At 48.1% G+C, this 25,885-nt stretch carries 26 protein-coding genes; 17 read left to right on the top strand and 9 right to left on the bottom strand.

What is annotated here, in order from left to right:
- Nucleotides 1–70: 70 nt before the first annotated feature.
- On the bottom strand, nucleotides 71–1,237 hold the full coding sequence (locus tag RGU72_RS16575) for a hypothetical protein (protein WP_322120787.1): 1,167 nt from the start codon (nucleotides 1,235–1,237) through the stop codon (nucleotides 71–73).
- Nucleotides 1,238–1,666: 429 nt separating this feature from the next.
- Nucleotides 1,667–2,104: a DUF4399 domain-containing protein gene (locus RGU72_RS16570; RefSeq protein WP_322120786.1), complete on the bottom strand. Its 438-nt coding sequence runs from the start codon at nucleotides 2,102–2,104 to the stop codon at nucleotides 1,667–1,669.
- A gap of 253 nt (nucleotides 2,105–2,357) precedes the next feature.
- Between RGU72_RS16570 and RGU72_RS16565 the strand changes: the two genes are divergently transcribed.
- Nucleotides 2,358–2,723 carry a hypothetical protein gene (locus RGU72_RS16565; protein ID WP_322120785.1) on the top strand — a complete coding sequence of 122 codons (366 nt, stop codon included), beginning with the start codon at nucleotides 2,358–2,360 and terminating at the stop codon, nucleotides 2,721–2,723.
- 32 nt (nucleotides 2,724–2,755) lie between these two features.
- Here RGU72_RS16565 and RGU72_RS16560 read toward each other — a convergent pair whose 3' ends face one another.
- Entirely contained in the window at nucleotides 2,756–4,102 is a 1,347-nt protein-coding gene (locus RGU72_RS16560) for a glycosyltransferase (RefSeq protein ID WP_322120784.1), read from the bottom strand.
- A 121-nt stretch (nucleotides 4,103–4,223) separates the two neighbouring features.
- Nucleotides 4,224–5,144, bottom strand: coding sequence for a 1-aminocyclopropane-1-carboxylate deaminase/D-cysteine desulfhydrase (locus tag RGU72_RS16555; RefSeq protein ID WP_322120783.1), 921 nt, complete (start codon nucleotides 5,142–5,144; stop codon nucleotides 4,224–4,226).
- 111 nt (nucleotides 5,145–5,255) lie between these two features.
- On the opposite strand from RGU72_RS16555, the gene RGU72_RS16550 reads away from it, so the two are divergent.
- The 11 genes from RGU72_RS16550 to RGU72_RS16500 all read left to right on the top strand — a co-directional run bounded on the left by RGU72_RS16550 (nucleotide 5,256) and on the right by RGU72_RS16500 (nucleotide 17,947).
- Nucleotides 5,256–5,912: a GGDEF domain-containing protein gene (locus RGU72_RS16550; RefSeq protein ID WP_322120782.1), complete on the top strand. Its 657-nt coding sequence runs from the start codon at nucleotides 5,256–5,258 to the stop codon at nucleotides 5,910–5,912.
- A 142-nt stretch (nucleotides 5,913–6,054) separates the two neighbouring features.
- Nucleotides 6,055–8,115, top strand: coding sequence for a CocE/NonD family hydrolase (locus RGU72_RS16545; RefSeq protein WP_322120781.1), 2,061 nt, complete (start codon nucleotides 6,055–6,057; stop codon nucleotides 8,113–8,115).
- 256 nt (nucleotides 8,116–8,371) lie between these two features.
- Entirely contained in the window at nucleotides 8,372–10,108 is a 1,737-nt protein-coding gene (locus tag RGU72_RS16540) for an HD-GYP domain-containing protein (RefSeq protein ID WP_322120780.1), read from the top strand.
- 139 nt (nucleotides 10,109–10,247) lie between these two features.
- Nucleotides 10,248–11,546, top strand: a complete 1,299-nt coding sequence (locus RGU72_RS16535) for a GGDEF domain-containing phosphodiesterase (protein ID WP_322120779.1) — start codon at nucleotides 10,248–10,250, stop codon at nucleotides 11,544–11,546.
- Nucleotides 11,547–11,768: 222 nt separating this feature from the next.
- Nucleotides 11,769–12,698, top strand: a complete 930-nt coding sequence (locus RGU72_RS16530; RefSeq protein ID WP_416200133.1) for a methylglyoxal synthase — start codon at nucleotides 11,769–11,771, stop codon at nucleotides 12,696–12,698.
- Nucleotides 12,699–12,768: 70 nt separating this feature from the next.
- Nucleotides 12,769–13,755, top strand: coding sequence for an alpha/beta hydrolase (locus tag RGU72_RS16525; protein WP_322120778.1), 987 nt, complete (start codon nucleotides 12,769–12,771; stop codon nucleotides 13,753–13,755).
- Between the two features lie 17 nt (nucleotides 13,756–13,772).
- Nucleotides 13,773–14,894 carry a sensor histidine kinase gene (locus RGU72_RS16520; protein ID WP_322120777.1) on the top strand — a complete coding sequence of 374 codons (1,122 nt, stop codon included), beginning with the start codon at nucleotides 13,773–13,775 and terminating at the stop codon, nucleotides 14,892–14,894.
- Nucleotides 14,891–15,610, top strand: a complete 720-nt coding sequence (locus tag RGU72_RS16515; protein WP_322120776.1) for a LytR/AlgR family response regulator transcription factor — start codon at nucleotides 14,891–14,893, stop codon at nucleotides 15,608–15,610. The genes RGU72_RS16520 and RGU72_RS16515 overlap by 4 nt, the downstream gene beginning before the upstream one ends.
- Nucleotides 15,611–15,889: 279 nt before the next feature.
- Entirely contained in the window at nucleotides 15,890–16,048 is a 159-nt protein-coding gene (locus RGU72_RS16510) for a hypothetical protein (RefSeq protein ID WP_322120775.1), read from the top strand.
- Nucleotides 16,045–16,851, top strand: coding sequence for a peptidase MA family metallohydrolase (locus RGU72_RS16505; RefSeq protein ID WP_322120774.1), 807 nt, complete (start codon nucleotides 16,045–16,047; stop codon nucleotides 16,849–16,851). The genes RGU72_RS16510 and RGU72_RS16505 overlap by 4 nt, the downstream gene beginning before the upstream one ends.
- A 181-nt stretch (nucleotides 16,852–17,032) precedes the next feature.
- A complete protein-coding gene (locus RGU72_RS16500; protein ID WP_322120773.1) occupies nucleotides 17,033–17,947 on the top strand; it encodes a DMT family transporter in 915 nt (304 codons plus the stop codon).
- 103 nt (nucleotides 17,948–18,050) lie between these two features.
- Here the strand turns inward: RGU72_RS16500 and RGU72_RS16495 are convergent, their stop codons facing one another.
- From RGU72_RS16495 to RGU72_RS16485, 3 genes are all read right to left on the bottom strand, one after another.
- Complete coding sequence (locus RGU72_RS16495; protein WP_322120772.1) at nucleotides 18,051–18,830, bottom strand: hypothetical protein; 780 nt, start codon at nucleotides 18,828–18,830, stop codon at nucleotides 18,051–18,053.
- Nucleotides 18,831–18,957: 127 nt separating this feature from the next.
- A complete protein-coding gene (locus RGU72_RS16490) occupies nucleotides 18,958–19,803 on the bottom strand; it encodes a DUF2491 family protein (RefSeq protein ID WP_322120771.1) in 846 nt (281 codons plus the stop codon).
- Between the two features lie 8 nt (nucleotides 19,804–19,811).
- On the bottom strand, nucleotides 19,812–20,750 hold the full coding sequence (locus tag RGU72_RS16485; RefSeq protein WP_322120770.1) for a hypothetical protein: 939 nt from the start codon (nucleotides 20,748–20,750) through the stop codon (nucleotides 19,812–19,814).
- Nucleotides 20,751–20,882: 132 nt separating this feature from the next.
- On the opposite strand from RGU72_RS16485, the gene RGU72_RS16480 reads away from it, so the two are divergent.
- The 5 genes from RGU72_RS16480 to RGU72_RS16460 all read left to right on the top strand — a co-directional run bounded on the left by RGU72_RS16480 (nucleotide 20,883) and on the right by RGU72_RS16460 (nucleotide 25,000).
- On the top strand, nucleotides 20,883–21,407 hold the full coding sequence (locus RGU72_RS16480; protein WP_322120769.1) for a phage regulatory CII family protein: 525 nt from the start codon (nucleotides 20,883–20,885) through the stop codon (nucleotides 21,405–21,407).
- Between the two features lie 318 nt (nucleotides 21,408–21,725).
- Nucleotides 21,726–22,301, top strand: a complete 576-nt coding sequence (locus RGU72_RS16475; protein ID WP_322120768.1) for a chromate transporter — start codon at nucleotides 21,726–21,728, stop codon at nucleotides 22,299–22,301.
- A gap of 89 nt (nucleotides 22,302–22,390) precedes the next feature.
- A complete protein-coding gene (locus tag RGU72_RS16470) occupies nucleotides 22,391–22,972 on the top strand; it encodes a chromate transporter (protein ID WP_322121666.1) in 582 nt (193 codons plus the stop codon).
- A 129-nt stretch (nucleotides 22,973–23,101) separates the two neighbouring features.
- A complete protein-coding gene (locus tag RGU72_RS16465) occupies nucleotides 23,102–23,977 on the top strand; it encodes a hypothetical protein (RefSeq protein ID WP_322120767.1) in 876 nt (291 codons plus the stop codon).
- A 63-nt stretch (nucleotides 23,978–24,040) separates the two neighbouring features.
- Nucleotides 24,041–25,000, top strand: coding sequence for an AraC family transcriptional regulator (locus tag RGU72_RS16460; RefSeq protein ID WP_322120766.1), 960 nt, complete (start codon nucleotides 24,041–24,043; stop codon nucleotides 24,998–25,000).
- A 16-nt stretch (nucleotides 25,001–25,016) separates the two neighbouring features.
- Here the strand turns inward: RGU72_RS16460 and RGU72_RS16455 are convergent, their stop codons facing one another.
- Nucleotides 25,017–25,286: a DUF2164 domain-containing protein gene (locus RGU72_RS16455; RefSeq protein WP_322120765.1), complete on the bottom strand. Its 270-nt coding sequence runs from the start codon at nucleotides 25,284–25,286 to the stop codon at nucleotides 25,017–25,019.
- A 121-nt stretch (nucleotides 25,287–25,407) separates the two neighbouring features.
- Nucleotides 25,408–25,734 carry a hypothetical protein gene (locus tag RGU72_RS16450; RefSeq protein ID WP_322120764.1) on the bottom strand — a complete coding sequence of 109 codons (327 nt, stop codon included), beginning with the start codon at nucleotides 25,732–25,734 and terminating at the stop codon, nucleotides 25,408–25,410.
- Nucleotides 25,735–25,885: the final 151 nt, after the last annotated feature.

Below are 25,885 nucleotides of genomic sequence, written 5' to 3'. Positions count from 1 at the left end.
GTGGCGGTAAGTGATGCCGCATATGAATCGCCGCCAGCACCCGCAAGACGTCTATCCGGCGATAACTGTCCTAGCTATGTCGCGCTAGCAAGAGCGCCTGTTCGGCAATCGCCAACGCATCGGCAGGCTGACCCAGCATCGACAAGGCATGCGCTTGGCCACGCCGTGCACCGATTCTAAAATCAAACTGATCACGGACATCGGCTTTTTCTTGAAGCAAGCGAAAACCTTGCAATGCCTGCTGGTAATCACCCAAATCCAGCAACAAATCACTCTGGTAACGTAGCGCCATCATATACACGCGCGACTCTGACATTGGCGCCAGAATCGTGATGGTATCGTTCAATAATCCCCTAGCTGCTTCTAAACGCCCCAGACGGCGCATGGTTTCTGCCAATTGCATTTGGCAACTACCAACGCTGCCCGGCCAGTTGGTGGGCATTGCAAGATCATGCCCAATTTGCATCCATTGTAATGCGGCTTGATGATCATTCAGGCTATTAAACGCATCGCCGATATTGGTCGTTAAAATTACCGCACGACGGATTTGGCCTGTTTGTAAAGCGTGTTCATACGCTTGAATACCGTAGGTAATCGCTTGTCCAAAATCGCTGGATAAAGCCGCAGTGATGCTAAAAAAATCATAGATACAGCCAGCAATATTAGGACTCGCATTCTGCATATCTGCCCTAAACCTTTCTCCCCAGCGCTCTTGCGCAAGCGTCAAATTGCTTAAAGCAGTTTGATTAGCAAGAAAAGACTGCACCATAATCTCGCGCTCGGCATCATTTGCAGCTAACGCGGCAATCGTCGCGAACTCCAGCTCTGAGGCTAATAAGGCTCTGTCGCCGCGCGCCAGCGCAATCGCGGCGAGCAGGTAATGCGCATCACAACAACCTTTTTTACCATTGCCGCTATCAATCGCTAAAAAAACATGTAAAGCGTCCGCGGCTAGTTGTTCTGCTTCTGTGAACTTGGCCATCAGCCATTTTGCCTCGGCTCTCACCAGCAGCAAGCGTGCTCGCAAACTGGCTAATTCACGGCTATCGATATCACCCCTTAAAAATCTGGCGGTAAGCGTCTCGGCCTGATCTGCCAGCTGCAAAGAATAGTTAGTATCGCGCTGACGAAATTGCCATGCCAGTGCCACCAACATGACCAAGCGTTGGCTGCCATACAGAAGTGGGAGCTGCTGCTCCCAATGAGCAACATCCTCATTGGGAACAAACATATCCATGGCGACATAACTATACAAATTAGCAACCTAGAAATTGGAGATAAACAATATGGGACAAAATGATTTGAGTACTAAACTTTTTCTGCATCACCACTTAATAGTACAGCGATTGGCTAGTTTTGCTCAAGCCGGATAGTGAAGAACTGAGCGATGAACCGGGTGCGCGACTAAACGCTGAACCGAATGAGTGATGATGTTAAAAAATGCGCCTCCGTTTTAACAAAAAATCGAACGCGCAGTCTCAGCTTACATCTAAATATAAATATACTCCCCCTTTAAATCTATTCAATTATGCTTTTCCTCTTTATTTTACATGGAAAATTAAAATATACTCTATAGGAGTATATTTTCCATACATAGTATTTTATGATTTAGTACCCGGCGCCGTGTTCAACTTATTACTTAATTAAACACTCGCTTAAAACTCAGTTATTTAGCCGCAGGCAATACGGTCACGGTGATGGTTTTACTCATCTCCGGTCCATAAGACTGGTGTGCACCGTTGCCAAATTGCAGAGTCAAGGTGTGTTTGCCTGGAGGCAGAGTCAGTTCGGTTTCGGTCTGACCCTTGCCATAGTGGATATGCGTCGCGTCCATAGGGACAGAGGTACCGGCAGGGATAGCGCCGCCGTCGATGATCAAATGATGATGGCCGGTTTTGGCGGTCATATCACCCAACGGAGCGATTTTCATGCCCTCCAGGCCAAATTTGACTTTAAACGGCGAGGTAACTTCGGCGTTATCTAATGGTGCTTCAAAAAAAGTCCGCTCAGCAGCATAGGCGGATGAGAACGATAACAAACCGGCCAGCAATAATGGGAGCGAGGTCAGTTTGGATAATGAAAAGGATGTATTGAATAGTGACATAGTAAAAATCTCCTGAATGTTTTGACAACAAAGGGTATGAAAAAGCTTGGCGGCAGCTAACTGACCATTTGCAATAATTAAGGCAAAACCAAAACCGAATCAGAGCTAAATCAAAGCAAATCCCAAGCTTCGCATGCAAACTATTTTGCGCTCATTTCTAAAAAATTTCTGGCTCCGCCGATAATTGTTCCAAGTCTGAGCTAGTCAACGTGTATCCTTGCGCAAATCACGACACTATTAAGCCCAAGCTATTATGAACAAATCCGAAGCCATACAAATCGCCAATGACTCGCTACAAGTCAAGCTGCTCAATGACAGCAATACCCAGTTCTCGCAAGTGGTGCGCTATGTCGCCGATGAAGGTTGGTGGTTAAACATTCCTTTGGCGAATTTCAAAAAAGAATGTCATTTTTTGATCTGCAATGAGAAAGCCAAAATCATCCGTCACCTGACGATCAAGCCCAACAATATCCTTAGTCCGGCGACTAAATTCCGCGTCAAAGATGGCGTGGCGGATATTTTTATTTCTGCCGCCAATGCTAAAAAACTGATTGATGTTTTACAAGGTGGGACTAAATATAGTTTTCATAAACATCTGGTGGATGAATACCGTTATTAACAGCGTTCATTCATACGACTAAAAATTCCTGATCACCCTTTACCATCGGTCTGATCAGGCGCAAGCGGTTGCAGCGCCGAGAGTTGATTTTTTGCAGCAATCCATTGCGACATGTATTGGGTACTTTTATGGTGATGATGGCGCAACATGCTGCCCACAAAATTGGCCTGCCGTCCCGCTGCCCGCTGCTGATAAGCCTCTTGCAAGCGATCTAACAAAGCTGCTGCGATGACGTCACGATCAAAACGTAGTTGCAAAATCCGGTCGCCATTTGCTTGCGCCTGCTGCCATAAGGCTGGATCCCGATACAGCGCCACGGCGGCATTAGCAAACGAGACTGCATCATCTGCCTGTGCGCCGCCCCAAGGCAAATCACCCTGCATACCTTCGCACCCAATCGCGGTCGTCACGTTTGGCGTGCCACATGCCATCGCATCTGCCAGTTTGCCTTTGATCCCCGCACCAAACCGCAAAGGCGCCAGGCAGACACGCGCCTGCAACATGGCCTGATGTGCGTCCGCCACCCAGCCCACCACATGAAAACCTTGCTTAGGATGATGCAAGGCTGTGGCTTTAGGTGGCGGGTACGAGCCAGCTACATGCAATTGTGCATCGGGTAATTGCGCACGGATTTTTGGCCACAAAGCATGTTTTAGCCATAACACTGCATCCCAGTTGGGCGCATGGCGAAAATTACCGATACTGAAAAAATGTGCGCGCTGTTCAAATGTTGGCCGTGCCTGATGCGCTGCAGATGAGGGCATCAGCATCAAGGCGCAGTGATGCAATAACATGGCGGGAACGCCAAACTGCTGTTGCAGCAAATTGACCTCCGCATCGGAGATCATCAAGGTCAGATCGCAGCGATAAATCGCGGCAATTTCGCGCTGGGCGACTCCTTGATGTCCATGCGTTCCGCCCATTTCTTCACGCAATGCCTCCGGCGAGGCTAATACAGGACCAGCCTGGTAACGCTCGGCCTCATTGCGGCAATGATGCTGGGTCGCTTTTAACAACTGATGCCGGGCATCCCGTAGACTATGCAGATCGGTCGTGTCCAATACGCGCAGAGCATCGGGGCACATCGCCTCCACTCGCCAGCCGAACTGTTCTTCCGTAAAAAACCGGTCAAACAACACCATATCCGGCTGATAAGCAGCGATAAAGCTATCAAAAGTAGCGCAGTTGAGCGCGATACTTTTTTCCGCCACGCCCAACGCCGCCAAATCAGCACGGTGCTCGGATAAAGCGGCAGCAGAGGCAAATAACACCTCCCAATTCTGGGCGCGAAACAGCGTAATCAACTCCATCATCCGGCTACCGGCAGCAGAGGAGCGAGGTTCCGGCCAGACATAGCCGAGGATCAGAATTTTATTCATTTTATAAAGCTAATAATGTAAAAATTAGGGGAGTATTTTTAGTTGTCCAAGTAAATATTGGACAATAGGCGGTTTTTAACTCATACACCTATCTAGTATATAAAAATACAACTTGCAGGACTTACGCAAAACCGCGGGCGCCTTGCAAGCCTCCTGTGTGCAATACCAAGACCCGGCGACCGCCTCGCCACTCACCTGACTGTGCCATTTGCATCAGCGCGTAAAATACTTTTCCGGTGTAAACCGGTTCAATATCGATGCCAGTTTCTTGCGAAAATTCGCTACAAAACTGGCGCAGCGCTGGCGGTGCTTTGCCGTAGCCGCCTTGATGGTAACCGGTAAGTAATTGGTAATTGGCGTGGGCCGGATAGCTTGCCTGTTGCAGCAGACGAGAGATATCGGCATGCAGGTAGTCGGCACTCTTCAAAACCGCAATACCCACAGCCTGACTGCGTCCGCGCAACCCTGCCAATACGCCCGCCAGGGTTGCGCCTGTACCGCAGGCGAGTACGATGCTGTCTGGGATGAATCTGGTCTGGTCAATGGCCTCGTCCACCAGTTCTGCTACGCCATGCAAAGCTGCCGCGCTACTGCCGCCTTCTGGCAGCCAGACATAATCTGCCCCAGCAAAACATGGCGCTGGCACATGCTGACGCCAGCGATCGTCTGGCTGGCGCAACTGGCGATATTCCTCTCTCGTCACGCAGACGATGTGCATACCCAGTTGGCGACAATCATCCAGCGTTGCCGACTGCACTTCTGGGGCGCCACGGACTAAACCAATCGTACGCCAGCCCAACAACGCAGCGGCGTGGGCAGTCGCATGCAGATGGTTTGACCAAGGGCCACCCATCGTTACCAGGCAAGGCGAACGCCCCGCTAAAGCTTGTAGCGGATACTTCAATTTACGGAATTTATTGCCTGAGACTTGCTGATGTAGCAAATCATCGCGCTTTATCCACACCTCCAGATCGGCGAAGAAGCGGCTTTCCAGTCGCTGACAGGGCGAGGCCGGAAAATTAAAAAGAGGCAAAGCAGACATAGAAAATTACTGACAGAAAATATCAAAATGGTAAAGTAAGGCTATTATCGTCTGACTCATGTAATCAAATACATCATCAAACCAAATTAGATGTAAAGATCAGGAATGCCAATGGCTATTGACAACCCCAACGACCGCAATGCCCAACTTAAATTGTCCCAGGCGATCCACAGCCTGAAAACCGGTGCCGAAACAGAAGATGTTTTGCCCGTGCTGGAAACCGTTTTGTCGCATCTGGAGCGCATGACCCGGCACGACCCGTTGACGGGGGCCTTAAAACGCTCAGCCCTGGTTGACCGGTTAAATGACGAGCTGGCGAGATCGCATCGTACCGGCCACACTTTTACGGTGGCGCTAATCAAGCTGGATAATTTTCAAGCAATCATGGACAAACAAGGTCGTAGTGTCGCCGTCCAGGTATTGCGAAAATTAACCGATGAGGCGCAATTACTATTGCGTACGCTGGATTCTTTCGGTCGCACCAATGCAGATGAATTTGCGATCGTCATGCCAACCACCTGGATAGACCAAAGCGTTAAAGCGATTACCCGCCTAAAAAAAACCTATGCTGCGGTTGACTGGAACAGCATTGCGCCTGATCTCAACATCACGTTTTGCACAGGGCTTACGACCAATGCACAAGGCGACAGCGCCGAAGTAATGTTAGAACGGGCACGTCAGGCCTTGGTGTTAGCACAGGCAAAAGGGGTGGATAGTTTGAGTCAGATCGAGCCAGGATTGCCGGACTTTGATCCTGACAAATTGTAGCAGCCGCACATCCCGATTTTGATTCCGCACTATTCAACAACACGATGCTGTAACGGTTTTGGCACATGGGAACTTGTAGTTGTTCAGCTTGTCCATTCAGCCTGCCTAAACTGTTCTCAAAACCCACAATAAAGAAAAGACTATGAGCAAATTACCATTGGTATCGCTTTTGATGAGGCGCGCTGTGATAGGCGCTGTTGTGACTATCGGCACTGCGCATATCAGCAGCTATGCAACTACCGCCAACCTCAGTAGTTACGCATCAAATACAAACGAACAAGCGCCTGGTGACGCCGATAACAGAGCTGACAATAAGGCCGAGCAGACCAAAGCAGAACAGCTAAAGCAGCGTAGCGATTACATCCGGAAAAACTACAGCAAATTTGAATATCGCATCCCTATGCGTGACGGCAAACACTTGTTTACTGCGGTATATATTCCCAACGATGCCAGCAGCAAGCGCTATCCCATGTTGATGCAACGTACGCCGTATTCAGTTGCGCCATATGGCAGTGAGAATTATAAAAAAGCCCTGGGCTCCACAGCAGAATATGAAAAAGAAGGTTTTATTTTTGTGTTCCAGGACGTGCGTGGCAGCACGATGTCAGAAGGTGACTATGTCAATATGCGGCCACAAATAGAGAATAAGACCAAGACCGATTTTGATGAGAGTACCGACACGTATGACAGCATTGACTGGCTGATCAAACACATCCCCAACAACAATGGCAAGGTCGGTCAATGGGGTATTTCTTACCCGGGTTTTTATACCTCGGCAGGCGCGATTGATTCGCACCCGGCCTTAAAAGCAGTATCACCGCAAGCACCGATTGCAGACTGGTTTCGTGGCGATGATATGCATCGTAATGGCGCTTTCAACTTACAGATGGCATTTGGATTTTTTAGTGGTTTTGGCAAACCACGCCCTGTGCCGACCGATCTGAATAAGTCCAGACCATTCTCTTATGGCACGCCAGACGGCTACCAGTTTTTTATCGACTTAGGTGCGTTGTCCAACGCTAATCCTAAATATTTTAAAAATGAAATCCCGTATTGGAATGAGATTATTCAACATCCTAATTACGACGCCTACTGGCAAAGCCGTAATTTGTTACCGCATTTAAAAAATATTAAAGCTGCGGTACTGACGGTCGGTGGCTGGTATGACACCGAGGATTTATATGGTCCTTTGCAAACCTATAAAGCTATCGAAAAGCAAAATCCCGGCATCAGTAATAGCATCGTGATCGGTCCATGGACACATGGCGGCTGGACCCGCGGTGATGGCGATAAAATAGGTGACGCTAACTTTGGTTTTAAGACCGCGCTGAGTTATCAGCCCGTTGAATTTGCGTTTTTTAAATACCATTTAAAGGGTGGCGACAAGCCTAATTTGTCCGAAGCATGGATGTTTGAAACCGGTGCCAACCGCTGGCGCAGCTTTGACGCATGGCCACCTAAGAATACTGAGAGCAAATCGCTGTATTTCCAAGCCAACGGCAAGCTTAGTTTTAAAGCACCTGCTGACGAGGCGATGTCTGCTTCTAGCTCTACATCAACTTCAAACGCCAGCACCAGCACTAACACCAAGTTTGATGAGTACGTCAGTGATCCCGCCAAACCAGTGCCTTACACCACTGAGATTTCTACTAATTGGAGCAATCAATATGTGGCGGCGGATCAGCGTTTTGCCTCCCGTCGCCCAGACGTGGTGACGTATCAGACTGATGTGCTGGAACGTGATGTCACGATTGCCGGACCATTGACGGCAGATTTGTTTGTCAGTACCACCGGTACCGATGCTGATTTTGTGGTCAAGCTGATTGATGTCAATCCCGCCGAGATGCCGACAACAGAAGGCGATATCAATCGTGGCGGGCAACAAACTCTGGTGCGGGGCGAACCATTCCGGGCGCGTTTCCGAGATAGTTTTTCCAGTCCCAAGCCGTTTGTGCCAAATGAGGTCACTAAAGTAAAATTTGGTATTAATGATGTGCTACATACTTTCCAGCGTGGTCATCGCATCATGGTGCAAGTGCAGTCAAGCTGGTTTCCGTTTGTAGATCGTAATCCGCAGACGTATGTACCGAATATTTTTGAAGCGAAAGATAGTGACTTTATCAAAGCGACCCATAAGATTTATCATACAAAAGTAGAAGTCAGCGCCTTGCAGGTGCAGATATTGCCTGCGATGGATGAGTAGTTATTAACCGCGCTGGGACTGATGTGATTATTGACATCGACTTAGGCTGAGTGATTTATAAATAGATAAAGCGTCTCTTTTTAGGCTAAAACAGGTTTTTTTTGTGAATAACATCCCACTTTGTTGTGGGATTTTTATTTACACCTTGCAACGGTAGTTTTTTTAACTAAGTCCCGCTATGATGGACAAAAATAAGTTCACCTTGCTGATGGGCTTCATTGAATCCTACTTAATTTAACTAACTCAATACGGTTTTGTGACCTTACAACAAAAATTAAGCCAGTCACTGCGAGTCAATATTGACGATCTACGCTTAGGTATGTTTATCTCTGAGCTTGACCGGCCTTGGGTAAATTCACCTTTTATGTTGCAAGGGTTTTTACTGACAGAATCGCTAGATCTGACTACTATGCAGTCACTAGTGCGCGAGGTCGTAATTGATCCTAGTCGCAGTGCGCCATCGTCTTTATTGCATCTACCTTGGGATAGTGTGCATGAATTGGCAAATCAACCAGAGCCGCCTAAATTAATCGCCAGCAACAAAACGATCATAAGTCAATTGAGTAAAACCACTGTTGCATCCGGTACGCCTATTGAGAAAGCACAAACAGACAGTATGTTTGTGTTCTTTTGGGAATGGCTTGATAGCCTGTTCAAACGTCCCGATAAATCACCCAGCATTAGAAATAAAAAGAGCACTGGTAGCGGTAAGCAACCTAAACCTTATTATTTACGTTATGCCTCAAAAGAGCGAAATAACTCACAAAAAACAGGTAGCAAAAATGCCAGCATTGATCGAGCTGAGCGCACCAGCAAACTGACCCCAAGTTCGACCTTTCAATTTACCCAATTGATTACTGATTTATATCCACGCGATGTCATGTTTGCCCGGTTAAGCTGGGTAGAACGCTGGCAAAATTGGCGCTTGCAACGATCGCAAAACAAGACGTATAAGCGCGGCAAGAATTTTCGTAAGTTATCCGCGCGCCAGCGGAAACGCGACTATTTACCTAGCTCTATACCGCTGGTTGTATATAGCGACGAAATCCCTATTCAAGAAGAATTACGCTACGCCCGCAGTGGTATGAAACAAGCAGACGATATCTTAAAAAAGCTTTCCTCCGATATTCAAAATGACCGCAGTATCGCCTTAGAAGAAATCCAGCCAACCGTACAGTTATTAAGCGAAAGCGTCATTGCGAATCCCTCCGCATTAATGTGGCTGGTGCGCATGTATGAAAAAAACACCAGCGCTTATACCCACAGTTTAAAAGTTGCAATTTATATGATGACGCTGGGTCGTCATTTGGGATTTTCTCGCCAGCAGTTAACCGAACTGGGTTTGATCGGCTTATTACTTGATGTAGGTAAGCTAGAACTGCCTGAGGATTTACTAAAAAAACCAGACAAATTATCTGACGACGAAAATACATTAATGCGCACCCACGTCGCCGCCAGTATTGATATCCTGGAAAGTAAAGAACCACTAATCGCCAACGTCATGCTAGGTATTAGCGAACATCATGAACGTCTGGATGGCAGCGGTTATCCCTATGGTTTATCTGGTAGTGGAATCAGTATTTTTGGGAGGATGGCAGCAATTGCCGACAGTTTTGCAGCGATGACGTCAGCACGTCCGTATGACATTACCCGCTCTGCTTTCGATGCAATGAAAGAATTATTCAAGCAAGCCGGAGAACAATTACATGCTCCCTTGGTAGAGGAGTTTGTGCAAGCTGTTGGGATTTTCCCCGTGGGCAGCATGATAGAACTGTCGTCCGGTGAGGTCGGGATTGTGTTAGAGCATAATAAAATCCGCAGGCTAGAACCAAAAGTGTTGCTACTGACAGCGGCGGATAAAAATTTATTGGCAAAGCCAAACTTGCTCGACCTGATGAGACAAGAGAGCCAAGATGAAAACGAGAAAATGAAAATCTTACGCGGTCTGCCAGATGGTGCGTATGGCTTGGCTTGCAAAGATTTTTATAATTGAAATTACGCAAAATTATGCAGACATAGCGTAGCGACTTTAGTACAGCCAGGAGCTACAACGCAGCCGCAACGATTTTGCGTGAGTCAGATAATATCCTTACTTGATACTTAGGCCTGTAGCCAACTTTTAGAGCATATTCATGTCACTACCAGCTTTGTCCCAGTCCTCACCAGAGTTAGCTTCAGTCGCTGAATTTTTCTCAGAATTGCAAAGAGAAATTGCTCTAGTTGATGAAAGCTCCTCGGTTGCGGTATTAGTCATGTCGTTACAACGGTCAGAACGCATTGCCGCTTTGCTACTTAACGAATACGCAGATGAGGTCAAACGACAATTTTTTGCCAGAGTACATCCTGTCCTGCGTAGCAAGGATAAATTCGTTTTTGTGAACGAAAACGAGTGCTGGTTTATTCTGCCGCAACTTTCTTCCGAAGCGCTCGCAATCCTCGCGGTACATCGCTTATTAAGTGAACTCAGCACGCCGTTGCGAGTCAATGAGCACACCATATTTTTAATGCCCAGCATCGGCATTGCCTGCGCGCCCATGCACACACATTCTGCACTAGCCTTATTGCGTATCGCAGATACCACGCAAAAACATGCGCACGCGGCCAATCTCAAATTTTTGATGGCGGCGACGGAAGATAACAATGATGTCATCGCTGCCGACTTGCCCAAAATACTAGGCGAAGTGTTGAACGCTAACAGCTTGATGGTGGTGTACCAGCCTAAGGTCGATTTAGTCACTCGCCGCATGGTGTCTATCGAGGCTTTAGTGCGTTGGCCTTACGATCATCCCCGTAGTGTTCCCACTAATATTTTGATTGATGCGGCAGAGCGCAACGGCATGATAGAAGCACTGACCTTGCAGGTATTAAATACGGTCATGCGTGAGTACTGTAATTGGAAAGCCGCCGGCCATGAGATTTTAATTTGGGTGAATTTATCCACACGTCTGCTTGAGCTGGAGCAGTTGCCACAAATTTTGCAGCGCGTATTAAGTGTCTGGGATGTGCCTGCCTCTGCGATTGGTTTAGAGATTACCGAGAGCGCATTTATTCATGATATTGAACACAGCACCGACTTGCTGTTTGAGCTGAAAAAACTCGGCTTCCATTTGTCGATAGATGACTTTGGCACTGGCTATTCTTCGCTCGCGTATTTGCGCCGCTTTCCCATTGATGAGTTAAAAATTGATCGCATGTTTGTGCATGGTATGAGCAATTCCATACAAGACAAACAGATCGTACAAAGCATCATTGACCTAGCGCATAACTTTGGTCTGCCCGTCGTTGCTGAGGGAGTAGAGACACCAGAAACGCTGGCTGAACTAGAGGCGCTGGGCTGCGATCAGGTGCAAGGATATTTCTTCGCCAAGCCTATGCCAGCTGAACAGCTATTGTCTTGGCAGGATCATTTTCATCACGCTAAAGAAAAGTAAAACTAAAAAGTAATTCCGCTTTTAGGCGATCGGTTTTGTCTATGGTTTTGCCGTCGATCACAGCGTCATTTTAAAAACGAACTAAAATATACTCCTGGTATGTATTTTTTAATCGTCCAGAAGATTACTGGACAATACGGATATTTCGTAATAAATAATGGGGAGTATATTTAAATCACGCTAGTTCTTCATCCAGATTAAACGTATTTTCCGGACTACTTCATGAGTACATTTAGTACATTCAACACCCTGAACACTTCTGCAAAACCCATGCGTATCGGCTTGATCGCCAACCGCAGCCATCAAGACGCCACTGATTCCGCTTTGGTGCAATTATTGCGTGGCGCACGGTCCGCGCTACACCAACTCCAGCCAGAAATGATTGTCGTTGGCCGCACCTTGGATGCCATCCTGACGCATGGTCTGATTGACTCTTGCCCACAATACGAACGCTTTCCCTACGGACGTGAAGGCGGTTTGATGAAGCTGGTATCGCGCGTGGTTGATCGTGATCCGGCACGTACGGTGGACGCTGTCATTTATCTGATTGATCCAGTCGATCCATCCTCTATTTTTCCAGAAGCATTAGCGCTAAAACGTCAATGCGTCATCCACGGCAAACCTTTTTTAGCGACCCTGGCCGCCGCCAGAGAATGGCTGGAGTTAGAAGCCTGTGCTACAGGTAAGCCGATTGATACCTCGCTTAATGCCAGTTTTAAGTTTGACGGCGAAGGGATCGCTTTGATCGCCCATGACGCGATGAAAAATCGTATGCTGACTTTGGCCGAAAAACACTTCGCCCTGTTAGACCAGTTTAGCTATCGTTATGCCACCGGTACTACAGGCGGCTTACTGAATCAATTAGCGCAAAAAATCAAAGGCAAAGAAGCCGGTGAAAATTGGGTCAAACCTTTTTTATCCGGCCCATTGGGTGGTGATGCACAAATCGCCGAACTGGTTTTAGATAAACAAATCCGGCGTATTTTATTTTTAGAAGATCCTCACGTCGCCCGTCAGCACGAAGCTGATATCCAATTGCTAGAACGAGCCGCCCGTACCGTCACCGATTTCGCCAGCGTCATCAGCGATGTTGATGGCAGCGACCGTTGGCTGAGTTTGCTAACAAAGCGCACCATTCATCCTCAAAGCTGACCACTCATCCCAAATCGCTGGAGTAGGTGCAGCGATCAAATTAGGATGATTTCACTGGAGGAAATAAATCATGAAAACCACTTTGACATCATCTGCAACAGTAACTGCTACAACACAAAACACGTCACCGAAGGCAAAAATTATAGCCAGTCTTAAAGCTAGACTCGCTGGTGTCGCGCTCATCAGTTTATGCACGAGTACGTTCGCTATCAGTCCGGTATATGCCGATCAGGCAGATAGCAAAACAAGTACGGAGCAAGCAAGTAAATCCGCGTTTCAAGTTAATATTACTGGTGAGGGCAAACCAATGATTTTGATTCCCGGGCTGGCATCGCCAGGTGCAGTTTGGGACGATACGGTCGCGCATTACTCTAGCCAATATCGTTGTATCGTGCTGACACTGTCAGGCTTTGCCGGCGCACCAGCAACCGATGGTCCATTGATCAAACAAGCCGAAGAGCAGCTCGCTAATTACATCATCACTAATAAGTTACAGCAGCCAGTGATTGTGGGACATAGTTTGGGGGGATTTTTAGCCTTAAAATTAGCTAGTGATTATCCGGCTGCGGTTGGCAAGGTCGTGATTGTGGACGCTCTGCCAGCACTCGGCGCCACACAAATGCCAAGCGTCACTGCACCACAGTTAGAAGAAATGGCCAGTAATATGCGCAATAGTATGCTGCACAGTGACGATGCTAGCCGGGCTGCAATGCGGCGGCAAGCTGCGGTCAGTATGGTGAGTAAACCAGCGGACGTGGAGCGAGTCATCAGCTGGAGCGAAAAATCCGACCAGACAGCTGTTGCTAATGCCATGTACGAAATGATGTCGCAAGATATGCGGCAAGATATCAGCAAAATAAAAGCACCGACGCTGGTACTTGGCACCTGGATTGCGTATCGCGCTTATGCGCCGCGTTCTGCAATTGAAAACACGTTTAAATCGCAGTATGCACAATTATCTCAGGCAAAAATTGAACTGGCCGATAATGCCCGCCATTTCATTATGTTTGATGACCCGCAATGGATGTTCGATCGCATGGATAGCTTTTTGAAGTGAAGAACAAATCGATCCTCATGCCGGAGTCTGACCCCGGCATTCCTCATTCTGGTAAGCGCGCTTATGGCTATTGGCTATGTCAGATCAGCGGCTGGAGTTTGCTATTTTTGGTGAACTGGAATTTCTCACGGCAAAGTGAGGTAAAAGACCTCACTGTATTTACGCTGATCTGGGGCTGGAGTTCAGTCATCGGGATACTACTCTCTCATTTATGGCGTCTTTACTTACATCATAAAGTCGGTATCGGTCAGAATAGCAAAATACCTTTATTTCGATTGACTGTAGGTATTGCTTTGCTAGGTCTGGTACAAACATCATTGATTGTTGCCGCTTTCTTTGTATTGCGTCCCTCATTGTTCAGCGGCAGCTGGAGCAGCGCTCTCAATTACTTGCCAGTCTGGATGACGGTATTTTTAATCTGGACCACAATTTATGTTGCGGTACATTCGGGCAGACGCGCCCGTCGTTTTGAATTGGAAAAACTACAACTCGAAGTCAATGTCAAAGATGCGGAATTGCGCGCACTGCAGGCACAAATCAATCCGCATTTCTTCTTTAATAGTTTAAATAGTCTGCGCGGTTTAATTTTTGAAGACCAGATTGCCGCTGCGAGTATGGTTGATAAATTAGCTGGCATGATGCGTTATAGCTTACGGGCGGGTCAGCAAGACACGGTGCGTTTGGTGCAAGAGTTAGAGGCGGTGCGCATTTATCTGGCGATAGAAAAAATTCGCTTTGAGGAACGCTTATTATTTACAGAAGAAATTCAAACAGGTGTAGATGACTGCGCTGTGCCTGCAATGTTATTACAAACTCTGATAGAGAACGCGATCAAATATGGGGTAGAGCCTAGCATCCAGCCATGCCAGATACATCTGACCGTGCAGCGCATAACCTCAATAAAAAGCGACAGCATATGCATTGTCGTTGCCAATCAGGGCAAGTTGATGTCGCCCGGAAAATCAACACAACTCGGCTTGAAAAACACAGAGCAACGGTTAACATTAATTTTTGGTGATGCCGCCAGTATCGCCCTCACTGAGCATACCGGACAAATCACAAATGACTCCGTTACACCCGAAAATTGGGTACATGCGACTCTGATCTTGCCCTATCAACTATTGAAGGCCACTGCATGAACGCCGTGATTGTTGACGATGAGAGACTGGCCAGATCAGAATTACGCCGTCTATTGATCGCACATCCTCATATTCGTATCATCGGTGAAGCCGCCAATATCATAGAGGCACAACAACTGATAGAAGTCGAAAAACCAGAGCTAGTTTTTCTGGATATACAGATGCCAGGCGGAACCGGCTTTGACCTTTTGAGCAACTTGGATCATATACCTCAAATTATCTTTACTACCGCCTACGATACTTATGCCATGCGAGCGTTTGAGGTCAATGCGCTGGATTATTTATTAAAGCCGATAGAAGCAAACCGGTTGGCGCAGGCATTACTAAGAGTACACTCCAAAAAAGATCTCATCGTCGATGTGCAAAGGAGTCAAAATACCGCGAGACAAGAACAGAAATTATTTATCAAAGATGGCGAACGCTGCTGGTTTGTCGCGATTGCAGATATCGCTTTGTTTGAGTCTGAAGGTAATTACACACGTGTATATTTTGAAGACCAACGGCCTCTATTTTTAAAGTCACTAAACCAGCTTGAACAAAAACTGGATTCATCGATTTTTATCAGAAGCAGCAGACAGCATATCGTTAATTTACAGTTTGTAAAACAGATGTCATCAACTGCATCCGGTGGATTAGAACTATTGTTAAAGAGTGGTCAAAAAATAGAAATGTCGCGCCGACGTGCGACGGAATTTAAGCAAGCCAATCGATTTTAAAAGAATTAGTTTTAGAAAAAAAGTATCCGGATTTGAGAGTTTCAGGCTGGTCGGCGAGTCCTTGTCGTCGCGGAATAAAACAGGATTTTGATATTGCGCCAATTTTTCAGTGATCATTAAATTGGAGTTACTTGTGAGCGAAAAAGCTTGAAGCCTTCAAATATATTGCATTTGAACCGAGCCACGATTCATAGCGTGGTTGGGTCTCGTCATTTCTGGAATCCGAGGGTGTTTTGCTCCGTCTTCCACGATCAAGATACAGAGAGAAGCGACTTTGATATGCTCATCAACCCGACGCCGGAAAAGACGCGGATGGACTTAGGTGTAGTTCAAATGGATTTTCAACGTCTGCTGGATCTATGGGTTAATGTATTGACACCCAAGGCCTTACCAGATTCTCTACGCGGTCAAGTTCTCTCATTGGAGGTGTCGGCATGAACGAAGCGCGTCGCGTCGCTGTCTATCTTTTGGCTCTTGCCTGCAGTTTTTGTTGTGTGAGTGGATGCACTGTCGGGAAAGTTACTCGCGCTTATTTACTACCAACATCCTCATTCTACAAATGCACTGAGGATCTAAGAATTGAATGCCAACCGGGATCGGAGAAGTTGGCTCAAGTTATTCTCCCTGCTATCAACCAAGCAAAACTGACTGTCGAGGAAGGGCAGTACTGCGAATTTACAAAGCCAATGATCATCCGCACGTATGCCTCACGCGAAGATTTCTCTCGATTCAGCGGCTCGGTAGGTTACGCCGAGGGTGCTGTATCCTTCGGTGTCCTCCACTTATCGCCCAAGCTATTGGCAACACCTGAGCGTATTCCCGGAATCGTTACACATGAGCTTTCCCACTTGAATCTTGCGTTGATAATGGGCACATGGTCATGGGCTAGTATCCCAGGATGGTTTCATGAAGGTTTGGCCACTTGGGTATCAGCCGGAGGCGGAGCGGAGACAGTTACAAACGAGGAGGCTTTGAAGAGCATCAAGGCAGGCCACAGCTTTTCACCAGAGGACAATGGCTCGCCGCTAGCACCTAAGAGCGCTGCTTCATACGATCTCAAGCCTCACATGTATTATCGACAGTCCGCTATTTTTGTTAAATATCTGCACAACAGCAACCCTGCAGCATTTAAGCAGCTTCTACTATCAATTGAGCATGGACAAAGCTTTTCGCAAGCGTTTAGGATAGCGTACGGCGAAGATGTTGATACCTTGTGGCGCGGCTTCTTGGTGAAGATTTGACTAAGGTATGGTGAGCACCACTCGATATCTCAGATGATGGTGGACATCTACCTTAACCGCTGAAGCCACCAAAGGGCTACGGGTCCTGCATAGACTCACTGAGCAAACTACTGGCGACCGGCAGGCTGTATGGCTTCTAAAACAGCCAAATCTGGACAACATAAAAAAGAGGAACAACAGAATGAGATTGAGCGATACCGTACGGTTAATTGTGTTATCGGCGATTTGGGGTGCGAGTTTTTTATTCATGCGGATTATCGCGCCGGTTCTTGGGACTTTGCCGACAGCTTTTTTTCGCGTTGTATTCGGCGCGATCGGATTGCTGTTGATACTGGCGTTGATGCGGACTAAGTGGGATTTTAAAGGGAAAATTGGTGCGGCGATGGCATTAGGTGTCATCAATTCCGGCATCCCGTTTGCGATGTATAGTTTTGCCGCAAAAATATTACCGGCCGGTTATTCCGCCATCTTCAATGCGACTACGCCATTGATGGGCGTGATTGTCGGAACTCTGTTTTTCTCAGAGAAATTAAGCCTGGCAAAATTCGTGGGCGTGTTACTGGGTTTGATCGGTGTCGTAGTGTTGACAAAAGCTGGTCCGGTCGAACTGACGACGGAGGTGATGATGGGTGCCGGGGCATGTTTAATCGCTACCGCATGTTATGGCGTTGCGAGTTTTATGACGCGGCGCTGGATATCAGAAAAAGGTGGGCTCGATAGTAAATTGCTGGCATTTGCCAGTCAGCTAGGTGCGGCCGTCTTTATCATGCCGCTTTTTATTGCTAGTACCAGTAGTGCTATTGGTCAGCCTTTGACCAATTGGGGTGGTACCGGATTGTGGCTGGCGATGGCAGGGCTTGGCTTGGTCTGCACCGCCTTTGCCTACATTTTATATTTCCGTCTGATTGCGGATATCGGCCCGATGAAATCTCTGACGGTCACGTTTTTGATACCGCCGTTTGGCGTGTTGTGGGGCGCCATCTTTTTGGGTGAGCAAATTACCTGGGGACATATTGCGGGTGGTACATTAATTGGACTGGCGGTGTGGGCAGTGTTAAAACCTGCGGTTCAAACTAAAAAATCGGTCGTGGCTTGATCAGAATTTCCTCCTTCTTGCATAGAAAAAAATCGTATCGTCAGCACTGACGATACGATCCCTTACTAGCTAATCTCGGACTACGATCTAATCATTAAACTACTTATGCAGCAACGCTCGTTTCCGTAGCTTTGCCCGATAAACGCTGCAAGCGTTGCAGTGTCGTTTCGCCTGCGGTGTCTGCCTGACCGACTGATTTTCTGATTGCGTCAATCTCTGCTGCCTGATCCAAGGGTTTTTGTCCAATATCGGCGACAATGCGCATGCCCGCTGCCTCGTTGCTCACTGTTTGAGCACGCTTGGTTAAGGCGTTGAGCGCGCTGGACTGGCCTTGCATGCCGGACAAACTACTGAGCTGGCTTTGGCGTTCTACCCGCATGGTTTGCAAATCTTTTTGCGCTTTTGCGCTGGCCAGATTTTGCATTGCTTTTTTGGCGGCGGCATCAAACTCGGCCAGTTGTTTAGAGAAAGCATCGACGATGGTTTGCAGCTCGTTCATATATTGTTGCGCGTCGGCTTCTTCTTGTAACTCCAAGGGCAAGCGGGCTTTGTTGGCTTCCAGCTCATCACAAAATAGACTGACTGTGGCTTCTGATATTTTGCCTGAGGCAAGCCGGTCGGCGAGTGTGCTGGAGGCTTTTTCATCATTGGCGATGAGTTCGCGCAGCTTGATGACGTCATTATGTTCTTTGTCGAAAGAGGCGCGGGCGGTCGCTAGTTTTTGCGCACTGTCTCTCAGCGTGGCGGCCAGACGATCACGGTCGGCCTCGGTTGCGGTTTCCGGGTCGAAATTGGCAATCGCTTCGGAGACTTTGTCGCCGAGTACGCCAAAGTGTTTGGAGATCAAGCGTGCGGTCAGGCCCCAACCATTCAAATTGCTCATTTTGCTTCCTCTCAAGGAGTTAAAGGTGCTGCGATAAATACAAAGTGGTGATGACAAATTATGTGAAGCACTTACAAACGACTAACTGCTTTACTACCGTGCTGCTGATGTGGTTTTTGAAAGCGCATCATTGGATCAGCAACCTATCCAGTTCGACTGGAATTCCTATCATAAAATCGACATGAATTTCGCGCCGGCTGGTGTCGCCGTCGCGGCTTCTGACGATTTCTGTACTGATTAAAAGACTTTCGCGCAAGCCATCCAGCGCGCGGCTATACGGCATGAATACGATGTCTTGCAACAAGCCGTGCTGACCGGTGGCGTCGTCGATACGGCTTTCCTGCGCTGTGAACGGGGCGACAAATTCTTTAGCTGGGTCGCCAGCGTCGCGGCTATAGTCGATCTGCTCGTTGTCGCCGAAGACGCTGTCTAAGTTGCTAGCTAAGTTGCTAGCTGACGTCGCTGCATCGAGTCCGTTGTCCACGAATTGCGTTTCTAACTGAGCACGCCACAGTGTGTAAGTACGGTCGCCCAGCCCCGCTCCGGCTTCGCCCGAAAACGCTTGTTGATCTTCGATCGTTTCTGGAATAAAACGGGTCAGGCGTTGGTAATACATCACTTCTGAGATATCGCCTTGTTCGTTTTGGTACAGCTGCACAAAACTCTCATTGGCATCTTGATCGCCCGTATTGAGGTAATAGCGATACAAGCTGCCGGCGATTTCTAGCCGTACCCGGCTGATGGCACGTATCAGACAATTAGCGTCGTCGGGCATAGCGATCAGCGATCCTTGGCTGATGGCGCGGATGAAGGGCGTTTTCTGTAATTGCAGCACGCCGCCTATGCGTGCCTTTAACGGCAAATTGGCATCGGCTTGATTGGTGCCTTGATTTTGCGTAGCCGATCCATTTACCGTCGTGCTGTGTTTGCCGAATATTTTTCCAGCGTATTGATAAGCGTCTGTCCAGGCCATGGTGCGGATTAAACCTTTCCTAATGAATAGTTTTGAGTGCGTGCTTGGGTGCGTGCTGTATGAAGTCGGAATAATTTGTAGCCAACCCAGGCGATGCTGGACAAGATCGCTGTCCACAACATCAGCCGCAGAAGACGCCAAAACCAGGATTCTGATTCTTGAGCTTTGTCATTGTTTGACACCGTTGCCGTTGGATTTGCGGCGTTGCTAGCATCGCCAGCATTGCCAACATCACGAGGACGATTGTCATAACCAGATCCGTAATTCCCACCATAGCCGCCATAACTGTGATGACTCATCGATTGACCCAGCATAAAGCCCCAGAATGCGCCGCTCATGCCGCTACTTTCTCGTTGCACAATGATGGTCGATGGGGCTTGCTGCATAGGCTGACCATAAGCTGGTGCTGCGGTTGAACCTTGCGCGGTCGAACCTTGAGCAGTGTTGCCAAACGCATTGGACGAAGTGCCTAATGGCTTGCCGGTCACGCTGACACTGCCGGGTTGATTACTCGTGTTTGGCGTAGCGGATGGTGTAGTCCGTGCATCCAAATTTTTTAACGCAGTGTTTTGCGAGCGGCTGGTGTCCAGATCGCGATTCAGCGCAGAGTTGGATTTGCCCGCATTGTTGTTGACAGTAGTGTTTGTTGTTGCATTCGCCGCATTCGCTGGAGTATTGTTGGACGATGATGAGGACGAAAAGCTACCAAAGCCTGTGTTGGTTTTACTGGTGTTGCCGATGTTGTTATTCGCGCTATTGCTATTGCTATTGCTGTTGCGCTGGGAAGAAAATCCAGATTTAAAACTACGTGAGGAGCCGCCGGAGGATCGTGCGCCTGACGATCCGGATGTACTGGCGCTGGCTATCTCCAACATCGGCATACACAAGGCAACTGTCGTAATCCCGACAACTAAGTTATGGATAATTCTTTTTGCGATTGACTTCATGTGCCGATCCGTAGTGAAGTGAGTAACATCTCTGTACAATCTGCACGTCATTTTTATGCGCGCTGATCTTGTGAACGGAAGCATAGTGATCAAAAATACAAAACGCATCGGTAATAAAAAGGGAAAATCACCATGACGCGCAAATACTCGAATATGAATCAGCACGACGCCCTGTATAAAGTGGCGCGCGCTTATCCCGGTGGCCTAGATGCGTTGGCGGCGCGCATGCAGGTATCGGTGAATGTGTTGCGTAATAAGCTGGCACCTGGCATCGAGTCGCATTACCCGTCGTTTGAGGAGTTGTCGCAAATTGTGGAGTTGTGCCGCGAGGCCGGCGTAAAAGATGCGCTGCTGCCGCTGCATGCGTTATTGGGGCGGCATGGGATGGCAGCGTTTATCGTGCCAGAGCCAGATCACATTAGCGACGATGATTTATCGCAAACCGTGTGTCGCGTCATGAGCCAGGTCGGCGGTGTGGCCGAGGCCGTATCCGCAGCGTTGTTGGATGGCGTGATTACCAATGATGAAGCAGATTTGATAGAGCGTGAATTCCAGGGGGCGCTAACAGCGTTGGGCGAATGGCGCGCCAGATTGCGGGCGCATCACCGGCGCGAGGATAAACTGAACAGCGAAAAGCGCGAACTGATTAAAAAATAATGCGTGATTTTTTAAATTAAATGCGAAGGAACGTTTCACTGTTTGCGCTATCGAACCCGTGTTGGCGGGGATAATGCGCAACCACACCGGACAAATTAAGCATCATTCTTTGCCCTTGGTAGTTGAAAACGCGGTTCTGATTGTCACTTCAATCAATAACTATACTCCCCATCAGTACTTTTTAGTTGTCCAATTAAAGTCTGGATAATTGGCATATTTATTGAAAAAAATAGGGGAGTATATTTTTTTCGCCTAGAAAACTCTTGTCAGAAACCCGCGTCGAAGACTTCCATCACAATCGACCCTTGATCGTATTTTATGAGCACAGACCAGATCGAACCTCGTCCGCAACCCCGCTCTGTTGCGGATCTTTTCTTCTCCTTCACTTGGTTGGCGCTGCAAGGTTTTGGGGGTGTACAAGCCATCGTGCAGATGGAGCTGGTCGAACGTAAGCGCTGGCTGACGCGGGAAGAATATATTGAAGACTGGGCCGTAGCGCAGATTATGCCGGGCCCTAATGTGGTTAATTTGTCCTTGATGATCGGCAGCCGTTCTTTTGGTCTGCCAGGTGCACTGGCAGCATTGGCAGGCATGCTGACCGTACCTTTAATCATCATTTTGCTACTCGCACTGGTGTACGCCCGGATCGCAGACCACCCCGGTGTTGCGGGTGCCTTGCGCGGTATGAGTGCGGTCACGGCAGGTCTGATTATTGCCTCCGCCTTACGCTTGCTGCCAGCGCTAAAAAGTAATCCACTGGGTTTGCGCTTATGCGGTGCACTTTGTATCTTATGTTTTGTTGGCATTGCCTTGTTGCACCTGCCACTTGCTTATATTTTGCTTGGACTAGGCTCGATTGCCTGCGTCACCGCGTATAGAAAGCTCGGCAAATGAGTGCTGTCGTGACTACCGTTGTTGCTGGTGTTGCTGGTGTTGCTGGTGTTGCTGGTGTTGATGTCGCTAATCACCTTAACAGCATCACCATGCAAGCCAGCGATTGGCTGCATTTGCTGCTGCATTATCTGATGTTGTCATTGTTGTCGGTCGGCGGTGCGATTTCTACCTTGCCTGAAATGCATCGTTATCTGGTGATTCAAAATCACTGGTTGAGCGAAGCGCAATTTAATTCCTCGGTGGCGCTTGCCCAAGCCGCGCCTGGCCCCAATGTACTGTTTATTGCTTTAATGGGCTGGAATATCGGGATGAATACCGGCAACGGCTGGTATGCCCCGCTCGGTACCTTGATTACCATGCTGGGAATCATGTTGCCCAGCGCAACGCTAACGTACAACGCGGCCCGTTGGGGGCACAAAAACCGTAATTTGCGAGCGGTACGGGCGTTTAAGCTAGGCTTAGCGCCTATCGTAATCGGATTATTGCTGGCAACAGGCTGGATTATGGCGAGCGGATCAAGCTCGTCGTCATCTTCTTCCGCATTAGTCCACCCCGCCTGGCCACTTTGGATCATGACAGCCGTTTGCGCCTTAGTGGTATGGCGCACCAGATTACATTTGCTTTGGTTATTAGCGATCGGTGCTGGTTTGGGCTGGTTTGGATATTTGTAAATGCTTCAAGTTTCTAAAGTCGCTTTTGACACAATTCAGAAACAAAATTTGTTACAAGTGTTTAGTCACCTTTCGGTTATCCTTGCCGATTCAGAATTTTTCGTTTTTACAGTCTGGCCTTATCTATAAATGAAGTTTTACTTAGAGCACAATCAAGATGAATTGGCGGTACCGGGCGAAATTGATTTGCATATTCGCTTTCGTCCAAGAAATGGCTTAGCAATCCTGCTGGCACTCTTGATTCACGCCCTGTTGCTTTATTTTATTCTCACGCATAAGACCGTTATTCAGAAGCAAGGCGAGACAGAAACACCCGCCGCCATCAATTTGATACTGGATAAAGCCACCGTAGCCAAAATGGCTGAGGGCGAAAAGCAAAAAGTCCCGAAAAAAGCCCCGCCTAAACCAAAGCAGGCGCAACCTAATCGCCCCAATAAGGCCATCACGCAGCCCAAAGAAACACCCGTAGTTGCTGCGGATACGCCAACACCCAACCCGGTAACACCGCCGCCAGACGCCGCCCCGCAACAAGATATGATGAGCATGCTCAACGCGGCTCGTGAGCGTCGTCGTGCGACAGAAGAAGCCGCCGCGCAAGAAAATGCCGATGCCGTCAAGCAAGGCAATAAAGGCATGAGTCCGCAAGAAGTTGCCGAAGCCAATGTCCGGCGCAGCATGCAACGGGCGAACGGACGTGAAGGCACCAGCGGCGTATTCGAGATCACGCATAAAAGTGTACGCATGGCGACGTTCACCTTCCGCGGATGGAAGCCAAGCAGACAAAACAGCTTCAAAAAAACCATCGAGGTCGATGCAGGATTGGGCGGCGATATCAACATAGCCATCATTCGTCGCATGATCGTGCTGATCCGCGAAGAATACCAGGGCGATTTCAGCTGGGAATCACGTCGCTTAGGACGGATCGTCAATCTCTCTGCACGTCCACAAGATACGGCGGAGTTAGAGAACTTTATGATGAAAGAGTTTTTCGAGGATAACCGCTAGTTACTCGTTGCGGCCTACAAATTGACGAGCATTTTTATTTTATTTTGAATGTGACAGTCACCCATGTCATCGCCACAAACCAGCCTCGCAGAATATTCTAAGCGCATGAACAAGGTGCTCAATTATATTGATGCACACCTTGATGCGCCGTTGGACCTGAATACGTTGGCTGAAGTCGCGCATTTTTCACCATTTCACTTTCACCGTATTTTTTCCGCCTGGATGGGCGAGACCTTGGGCGATTATTTGCGCCGCCGGCGTCTAGAGTCTGCTGCCGTAAAGCTGGCTTCTCAGCCGCGCTTGTCTATCTTAAGCGTGGCTTTATCCATCGGTTTTAGCTCAGGCGAAGCCTTTGCCCGCGCCTTCAAACTACAATTTTCTTGCTCACCCAGCGCATGGCAACGTGACACTACTCAACGATGGGCTACCGAATTAGCCAGTATAAAAAACCAGAACCGCAATTTGAGTCAGGTCGACCGCAATCCTGATCAGGCCTTGCAACATCAATTCGACCAAGATGGTATCTCCAAACTATCAACAAAGGAGAACCACATGGACGTCAAATTAGTTGAACTACCAGCGGCAAAGATTGCCTATTTACGCAAAATCGGACCTTACGGTATCGCCGTCAGTGAGTTTTGGAGAACCAGTTTTTACCCCTGGTTACTTGCACAAAATCTTGGCCCTCAACCTATTTATGGCATCGGGCTTGACGACCCTAGCGTTACTCCGGCAGACAAATGCCGTTATGACGCCGGAGTGGAGGTAGGGGCAGACTATGTCGCTACAGGACACGCCATGTTGACGACCTTACCAGGTGGTCGTTATGCGGTGAGCAAATTTGTCGGTACTGTTGACGAGATCAGCGACGTATGGATAACGTTATTCAGAGGCTGGTTGCCCTCCAGCGGGCTACAGTGTGATGACCGCCCCTGTTTTGAATACTATCCGGTTGGCTCCAGTTTCGATGAAGTCACTGGCGTATTTGATTGCGAGTTATGCATCCCGGTGCGACCGTTATAAGGTCTGCTGGAAGGCACTAGGAGCGACCGCGTCCGGCTGATTTAGTCCAGTAACTAAACTCAGCTTCATAGCAAGTGCCATCCATCTCGGTCGTCTTTTCTTGCAGGTAATTTTGGGCATCGGCAATCGCCTGATTGTAGATACTGGGGCCGATTTCTTGCAGACAAAAATCCAGAAATAGTTTGGCTTTGAGATCGCCCATGTCTTCTTCCAAATTCTCTGAGGCATAGCGACGGATGGAGCCGATCAGGCGTTCTTGTACTTCTGTTTTGAGTTTGATGGTCATGTAATGGCGTGATAAATTGAAACGAATTGAACTGAAATGATTCAATCCAAATTTTAATTCGATCAAGCTTGATTTGCACCTTCAATTCAACACAACATTTAAAATTTTTACTTCTGAATAATCAATTCAGACGATGCCCGCCGGTGCTATTTTGTATGCGGCGGATTGCAATTGCTCTTAATGTTCGCCAGAACCTGACGGCTATGTTGGGCTCCGGCAGTTGCATCAAAATCTCACTACGTTGTTGTGCATGGATTTGTATCCAGCCGCTGCGCTCTACGGTATATACGCGGCCTTCCGGCAGACTGATTTGTGTTGAATATGCGTAAGCGTCTATGCCTGATGGGGCAGTTTGAATGGCGATCTGACCAAGACTTAAATGTAGCAACGTACCAGCCGCGACATAAACCTGGTAAGTCTGTTTGGACTGCAAGGTGGTGATATGCATGGTATTTCCTTATCTATCAATTCTCATCGGGTGAGTAACATCAGGATAGGCCACAGCAAGCACACATAACAGACACAAGAAAGTACAGACTGCATCGGTACAAGCCAGGTTTTTGGTATCTGTTATTGTGTCTATTCACCCTAACTGTATC

Origin of the sequence: Undibacterium sp. 5I1, from assembly GCF_034314085.1 — a bacterium.
Lineage (GTDB): Bacteria > Pseudomonadota > Gammaproteobacteria > Burkholderiales > Burkholderiaceae_D > Undibacterium.
This window is presented reverse-complemented; position numbering and strand designations above follow the sequence as displayed.

Bases quoted from the DNA above. Each gene is read 5' to 3' on its own strand.
- RGU72_RS16575 (WP_322120787.1), bottom strand. From the start codon at position 1,237: ATGGATATGTTTGTTCCCAATGAGGATGTTGCTCATTGGGAGCAGCAG.
- RGU72_RS16570 (WP_322120786.1), bottom strand. From the start codon at position 2,104: ATGTCACTATTCAATACATCCTTTTCATTATCCAAACTGACCTCGCTC.
- RGU72_RS16565 (WP_322120785.1), top strand. From the start codon at position 2,358: ATGAACAAATCCGAAGCCATACAAATCGCCAATGACTCGCTACAAGTC.
- RGU72_RS16560 (WP_322120784.1), bottom strand. From the start codon at position 4,102: ATGAATAAAATTCTGATCCTCGGCTATGTCTGGCCGGAACCTCGCTCC.
- RGU72_RS16555 (WP_322120783.1), bottom strand. From the start codon at position 5,144: ATGTCTGCTTTGCCTCTTTTTAATTTTCCGGCCTCGCCCTGTCAGCGA.
- RGU72_RS16550 (WP_322120782.1), top strand. From the start codon at position 5,256: ATGGCTATTGACAACCCCAACGACCGCAATGCCCAACTTAAATTGTCC.
- RGU72_RS16545 (WP_322120781.1), top strand. From the start codon at position 6,055: ATGAGCAAATTACCATTGGTATCGCTTTTGATGAGGCGCGCTGTGATA.
- RGU72_RS16535 (WP_322120779.1), top strand. From the start codon at position 10,248: ATGTCACTACCAGCTTTGTCCCAGTCCTCACCAGAGTTAGCTTCAGTC.
- RGU72_RS16530 (WP_416200133.1), top strand. From the start codon at position 11,769: ATGAGTACATTTAGTACATTCAACACCCTGAACACTTCTGCAAAACCC.
- RGU72_RS16525 (WP_322120778.1), top strand. From the start codon at position 12,769: ATGAAAACCACTTTGACATCATCTGCAACAGTAACTGCTACAACACAA.
- RGU72_RS16520 (WP_322120777.1), top strand. From the start codon at position 13,773: ATGCCGGAGTCTGACCCCGGCATTCCTCATTCTGGTAAGCGCGCTTAT.
- RGU72_RS16515 (WP_322120776.1), top strand. From the start codon at position 14,891: ATGAACGCCGTGATTGTTGACGATGAGAGACTGGCCAGATCAGAATTA.
- RGU72_RS16510 (WP_322120775.1), top strand. From the start codon at position 15,890: ATGCTCATCAACCCGACGCCGGAAAAGACGCGGATGGACTTAGGTGTA.
- RGU72_RS16505 (WP_322120774.1), top strand. From the start codon at position 16,045: ATGAACGAAGCGCGTCGCGTCGCTGTCTATCTTTTGGCTCTTGCCTGC.
- RGU72_RS16500 (WP_322120773.1), top strand. From the start codon at position 17,033: ATGAGATTGAGCGATACCGTACGGTTAATTGTGTTATCGGCGATTTGG.
- RGU72_RS16495 (WP_322120772.1), bottom strand. From the start codon at position 18,830: ATGAGCAATTTGAATGGTTGGGGCCTGACCGCACGCTTGATCTCCAAA.
- RGU72_RS16490 (WP_322120771.1), bottom strand. From the start codon at position 19,803: ATGGCCTGGACAGACGCTTATCAATACGCTGGAAAAATATTCGGCAAA.
- RGU72_RS16485 (WP_322120770.1), bottom strand. From the start codon at position 20,750: ATGAAGTCAATCGCAAAAAGAATTATCCATAACTTAGTTGTCGGGATT.
- RGU72_RS16480 (WP_322120769.1), top strand. From the start codon at position 20,883: ATGACGCGCAAATACTCGAATATGAATCAGCACGACGCCCTGTATAAA.
- RGU72_RS16475 (WP_322120768.1), top strand. From the start codon at position 21,726: ATGAGCACAGACCAGATCGAACCTCGTCCGCAACCCCGCTCTGTTGCG.
- RGU72_RS16470 (WP_322121666.1), top strand. From the start codon at position 22,391: ATGCAAGCCAGCGATTGGCTGCATTTGCTGCTGCATTATCTGATGTTG.
- RGU72_RS16465 (WP_322120767.1), top strand. From the start codon at position 23,102: ATGAAGTTTTACTTAGAGCACAATCAAGATGAATTGGCGGTACCGGGC.
- RGU72_RS16460 (WP_322120766.1), top strand. From the start codon at position 24,041: ATGTCATCGCCACAAACCAGCCTCGCAGAATATTCTAAGCGCATGAAC.
- RGU72_RS16455 (WP_322120765.1), bottom strand. From the start codon at position 25,286: ATGACCATCAAACTCAAAACAGAAGTACAAGAACGCCTGATCGGCTCC.
- RGU72_RS16450 (WP_322120764.1), bottom strand. From the start codon at position 25,734: ATGCATATCACCACCTTGCAGTCCAAACAGACTTACCAGGTTTATGTC.